The organism is Gelidibacter maritimus, assembly GCF_014062315.1.
GTDB classification, from domain to species: domain Bacteria; phylum Bacteroidota; class Bacteroidia; order Flavobacteriales; family Flavobacteriaceae; genus Gelidibacter; species Gelidibacter maritimus.
Genome location: NZ_JACGLT010000036.1, coordinates 1 through 5549 on the forward strand (window position 1 = coordinate 1; position 5549 = coordinate 5549).

The 5549-nt window shown below is 38.2% G+C and carries 5 protein-coding genes; 4 read left to right on the plus strand and 1 reads right to left on the minus strand.

Annotated elements, in window-relative coordinates:
• Positions 1 to 149: 149 nt before the first annotated feature.
• The gene (locus H3Z82_RS19260; protein ID WP_182206138.1) at positions 150 to 1121 is read right to left on the minus strand and encodes an IS110 family RNA-guided transposase; all 972 of its coding nucleotides are present in this window, start codon (positions 1119 to 1121) and stop codon (positions 150 to 152) included.
• Between the two features lie 961 nt (positions 1122 to 2082).
• On the opposite strand from H3Z82_RS19260, the gene H3Z82_RS19265 reads away from it, so the two are divergent.
• The 4 genes from H3Z82_RS19265 to ltrA all read left to right on the plus strand — a co-directional run bounded on the left by H3Z82_RS19265 (position 2083) and on the right by ltrA (position 5462).
• Complete coding sequence (locus H3Z82_RS19265) at positions 2083 to 2547, plus strand: hypothetical protein (protein WP_182207097.1); 465 nt, start codon at positions 2083 to 2085, stop codon at positions 2545 to 2547.
• Positions 2548 to 2724: 177 nt separating this feature from the next.
• A complete protein-coding gene (locus H3Z82_RS19270; RefSeq protein ID WP_110476612.1) occupies positions 2725 to 3519 on the plus strand; it encodes a cation transporter in 795 nt (264 codons plus the stop codon).
• Positions 3520 to 3918: 399 nt separating this feature from the next.
• Positions 3919 to 4059, plus strand: coding sequence for a hypothetical protein (locus H3Z82_RS19275; protein ID WP_182202246.1), 141 nt, complete (start codon positions 3919 to 3921; stop codon positions 4057 to 4059).
• 140 nt (positions 4060 to 4199) lie between these two features.
• Entirely contained in the window at positions 4200 to 5462 is a 1263-nt protein-coding gene (gene ltrA / locus H3Z82_RS19280) for a group II intron reverse transcriptase/maturase (protein WP_182202247.1), read from the plus strand.
• Positions 5463 to 5549: the final 87 nt, after the last annotated feature.

A 5549-nucleotide genomic window follows, 5' to 3' on the forward strand; every position in this document is an offset into this window, starting at 1 on the left:
CACAACAAAGAACTGAGGCAAAAAACAAGGCTTTTCTCCATTAAATTTGACAAATGCGGTCCTGGCATTGTTGAAGTGGAATAAAGCTCCTTCGTCGTTTTATTTCCAATCCAACAATCAATAATCAGCACCAAAGTTGATGAGTCCGATTAATTAATCTTTAACACTGACACATGGGCATCATCGTACGGTAAACCAGATTTCACGATTGCAAAACACTGTTTCAATAACTTATTGGCTACTGCAATAAGCGCCAATTTTTTACTCTTACCCTTGTTTACGATTCGCTCATATATCTCGCGGCACGCTTTGTTGTACTTACAGGCATTGAAAGCACAAAGGAACAACAGGTTACGAAGTTTCTTGTTGCCGACCTTACTGATCCTGCTACGACCGCGTACACTGCTTCCCGACTCTCGAATTGTAGGTGTAATACCAACATAGCTGCAGAGCTGTGCAGCGGTCTCAAACTTGGAAAATCCATCGGTTACCACAATCAAAAACAATGCAGTCTTTATACCTATCCCTGGAACGGTGGTTAAAAGGGTGAGCTGCTGTTGTTGTTCTTTCCTAACAAGCGAGAGCAGACGCTCCTCGATACCGGCAATCTCCTTGTCCAAGTGTTTTCTGTCCCGTTTCAGGGACCGGTAAACGAACTTGGAGGGAATGCCGAGGGTCTCTTCGCCGTGCAACTTGTTTTTGGCTGCCGTGCGCTTTTTAAGATAACTGTCCAACAATCGGAACAGTTGCAAACACTCTGCCTGCACATCGGTCAGGGCACTGTAAAGTGGAACCTCATTAGCCATCGCATAATCGCAAATAGCTTTGGCATCGCTCTTGTCCGTCTTCACCTTGGCAAGTTTCATCTGTATGAAACGCTTTACAGACAAGGGATTTACAACCGATACCACTATGTTGCTTTTGTATAGAAACTGTGCGAGCCTATAGTGGTAATAGCCCGTTGCCTCCATCACCACAATTGAATCTTGGGGAAGTATCTTTAAAAAGGACTTAAATCCTTTTTCATTATTCTTGAACTGATCGTGGCCACTATTGCTACCGTGCAAATCAAAGACATCTTTGCTGATGTCAACTCCAAAAGTTTCCTTATATTTATTCATATCAAAACAATTCATGAAAGAACCAGCTACTTGGGTCACAACAACTTGAAAACGAGATCTAGGTCTCACAGAACTGAACGTGATTTAAGTAGTAAAAGAGCGGGGATTATCAATGTTGCCGAAGTCTAAAAGCTTCACCGTGTATAGTAACCTTACTCCGCTCTTTTGTTCTTTCTGATTAATACTTAAAGTTAACTGATTTATTAAAAATCAAACTTAAGATGTGTATAAGCAATGGCTTGTCCTCGCCTACTTGGAAATTCCTGCGGATTTTCCAATGGCAAGTACCTGTTTGCAATTATCCGTGACGAACCACGCCACTGCTCATACACGAAACGTTGCCAGTAATTTGAGAAAAACCAAATCTGATTGAAAATATGATATTGAATCGCATAGCGGAATTTTATGATGACTTTTTCCAATATCATTACGAAAAACAAAAAAATAAAGATTCTGCCCCAGAAGCTTTCCCAATAATTCTGACTTCATTCTGTCAAGGAACTAACATTCTGATTCTAATAATCATTCTTTATTACACGACTGATTTAAATTTGATTTTGGACAAGCAAAAACTTGCGTTATCAATAATTCCTCTATACTTGATTTTAGGAGCAATTCACACTTATAGGTTTGTTTGGAAAAAACGGACTGAAAAAATACTCAAGCGGAATAAAACAATTGACAAAAGAATGAGGTGGTACAGTTGGACTTATGTGATACTATCAATCTGGTTTCCTTTGTTTTTGATTTATTTCTTTAACGAAATTTATTGAATCTGACTGGCTAAAAAACTGAATAACTGAATCGTAAAATAAAAAAACTACTGGCAATGGCTATAGTTCATTGCTTCGGATTTTCTGCCGAAAATCCTCGCAAATTTGCTATCTTCGGTTTACGGCGGAAAATCCTCGCGGATTTTCACGCAACGAAACCATAGCCAAACACGTTGCCAGTAATTTGAATGAAGAACGCAAAAATAAAAGTATTGCTATTTTCAATAATCACTTTAATCTTATCCTGCTCGACAAATAAAGGACTGATTAAAAGAGATAAATCGGATTATGGAACTGTAAAATATTATGTACAAACGGACTTGAATGACGTGAATTATAAAAAACGAATTGTAATAAAAGTTGCGGATTCTGTTTTTTATAGTCTGTACTCCGACGGAATTAATAAGCGGACTAAAAAGGACAAAAATTCAGTTTACCGTTTATTTTATGGAGAAATACCGAATGAAAAAGATGCTCAAATTGCGTATCAAAAATTATCGGAATTGGATTCATTGATATTATCTAAATCGGACAAAATATTGGACTCGCTGAAATGGAATGATTTTAAACGTTGGAACGGAGCAAAAGCATTTGAGATAGAAGTTGTTTATTATCACGGATTTCCCAAAAATGAAAAATTTGAACCTTATTAAACGGAATAAAAAAACTACTGGCAACACCGGCTATAGTTCATTGCTTCTGACTTTCCTCTCGGAAAGTCCTCGCAAATTTGCTATCTTCGGTTTACGGCGGAAAATCCTCGCGGATTTTCACGCAACGAAACCATAGCCAAACACGTTGTGGTTAATGTAAAAAAACCGAGAAACTAAATGAATAAAACAATATTTGAGATTACTAAAATGGACTGTCCTTCAGAGGAAAATCTAATCCGAATGAAATTGGACGGAATTTCAAGTATTGCGAATTTGGACTTTGACATTCCGAACCGAAAACTGACCGTTTTTCATAGCGGAGAAACTGACCAAATTGAAAAGTCAATTATCGAACTGAATTTAGGCGGAAAGAAAATCTCGACTGAACAAACTGACCAAACGGAATTTAATGAAAATGCAAATCAAAAAAAATTACTTTGGACTGTCCTTGGAATAAATTTCGCATTTTTCCTAATCGAAATGACAACAGGAATAATCTCAAAGTCAATGGGATTGGTTGCCGATAGTTTAGATATGCTTGCAGATAGTTTTGTTTATGGAATTAGTTTGTTTGCGGTTGGCGGAACAGTAATAAAGAAAAAACGGATTGCCAAACTTGCTGGATATTTTCAAATAACACTTGCAATTATTGGATTTGTAGAAGTTTTAAGGAGATTTTTCGGAGACGAGAAACTACCCAACTTTTCGACAATGATTATTGTTTCGATTTTCGCACTTATTGCAAACGGAATTTGTCTTTATATTTTGCAAAAGTCAAAGAGCAAGGAAGAAGCTCATATGAAAGCAAGTATGATTTTTACCTCGAACGATGTGATTATCAATTTGGGAGTTATAATCGCTGGAGTTTTAGTAAATTGGTTGAGTTCAAGCAAACCTGATTTGATTATCGGAACAATCGTTTTTGTATTGGTAATTCAAGGAGCATTTAGAATATTAAAATTGAGTAAATAAATAAAAAACACTAACCACAACAATGGCTATAAGTAATTGCTTGTTCTCGCCTACTTCTGAAAATCCTCGCGGATTTTCAGTTTGGTGTGTACTTGCAAAGTTTAGTGCTGAACCACGCAACTACTCATAGTGTGCCAAGAATCAACCACGGCAATAAAAGGTTGAATGCTGTAAATAAGATGATGGTAGGTCCATCAGAGTCGTTGTATAGGCGATGGCTCTAAACCACCTAAAGGTGCTGCAATTAACAGTTGTGGTGCTGAGCGTTTAGGAGAATCTAGTCCAAAGAGATTAGCAGGTACGAATAAAGGAGTTGAACGAAAGTGAACCATCGAAGAGGTGTCGAGAAGTTGCTATCCCCAGTCAAAAGCTACGAAGTATGATACGGAGTGAAAAGTAATGTTAGCAATAACATTAATTACAGAGGAAACCTATTTATTTTCTGTAAGGCTGGCGTCATTCAGATGGCAAGAACTTTATTCAGGCTTATTTACGGAACTTGGGAAACTGCATACAAATGGCAAGGGAAATGCACAATAAGAACAACTTAGAGGCAGAATACCGAAGTTGTATGCAGAGACAGATTAACCCGTAGTAGTGATGAAGTTTCTGTAATGGAAATGGAGCAAAGGGGTTAAGTTGTACAGTTGCATTTTACAAATCAACTTACAAAAGTGAGGATGAATTTATGGAATGAAACAAAATCAATACCGATAAGCCGCCAAATGGTTTGGGAGGCCTATCAAAAAGTGCGTTCCAACAAAGGGAGTGCTGGAGTGGATGCGATAGATATGCAAGAATTTGATGCCGATCGCAGAAGACACCTTTACAAACTTTGGAATCGTATGGCATCAGGGAGTTATTTTCCACCACCTGTCAAAGAAGTAGAGATATCCAAGAAAGACGGTTCTATCCGTAAATTAGGCATACCTACCATTAGCGACAGAGTTGGCCAAATGGTGGTCAAAATGTTTGTTGAACCAAGATTAGAGGCAGTATTCAGTCCCAATTCTTTCGGCTATCGACCAAAGAGAAATGCCCATCAGGCATTATCAAAGGTAAGAGAAAACTGTTGGAAACAAAACTGGGTCATTGACTTGGACATCAAAGGTTTCTTCGATAATATTGACCATAACAAACTGATGCTTGCCGTAGAGAAACACGTGCCCGAAAACTGGGTAAAACTCTATATCAAACGATGGCTGGAAGCACCCGTTATTACAATATCTGGAAAACGAATCCAAAAGCAAGGAAAAGGAACGCCACAGGGCGGAGTGATCAGCCCTTTACTGGCAAACCTCTTTCTACATTATGCTTTTGACAAATGGTTGGAACGGACAGATAAAAATGTAGTCTTCACACGTTATGCCGATGACGTGATACTACACTGTAATACAAAAGCCCACGCAGAAAAAGTACTTAATCTAGTGCATCAAAGAATGGCTTCGGTAGGATTGGAATTACATCCACAAAAGACAAAAATTGTCTATTGCCGAGACTACAGAAGAAAAGAAAAATACCCAACAATCAAATTTGATTTCCTGGGATATTCTTTTCAGCCCAGGACTGCCTTCTCTAAGAAAAAGAGGAAGCTGTTTTTAGGGTATGATTGTGCCATAAGTATTGGTTCAAGAAAACGAATCGCTGACAAGCTAGAAGAGCTCGGCGTAAACAAACTTACTTTTAAAAGCATCGTAGGAGTAGCCCAATATCTTAATCCAATAATCAGGGGATGGGTGCGGTACTATGGTAAATTTAAGATGTATGAACTTACAAAAGTCTTTCGGTTACTCAGTAAAAGATTGGTTTGGTGGGCAAGGAAAAGGTATAAGCGATATAAAACCAGTATTTCGAAAGGGTACCAATGGTTAGCAGAGGTTAGGAAACAATATCCAACACTGTTTTATCATTGGAACTTCAATCAAATAAATTGTATTGCTTAGATTTGTACAACAAGAGCCGTGTGAGGGGAGACTTTCAAGCACGGTTCTGTGAGAGGCTTAGGGTGAAACTCCCTTTGCCTACTCGAT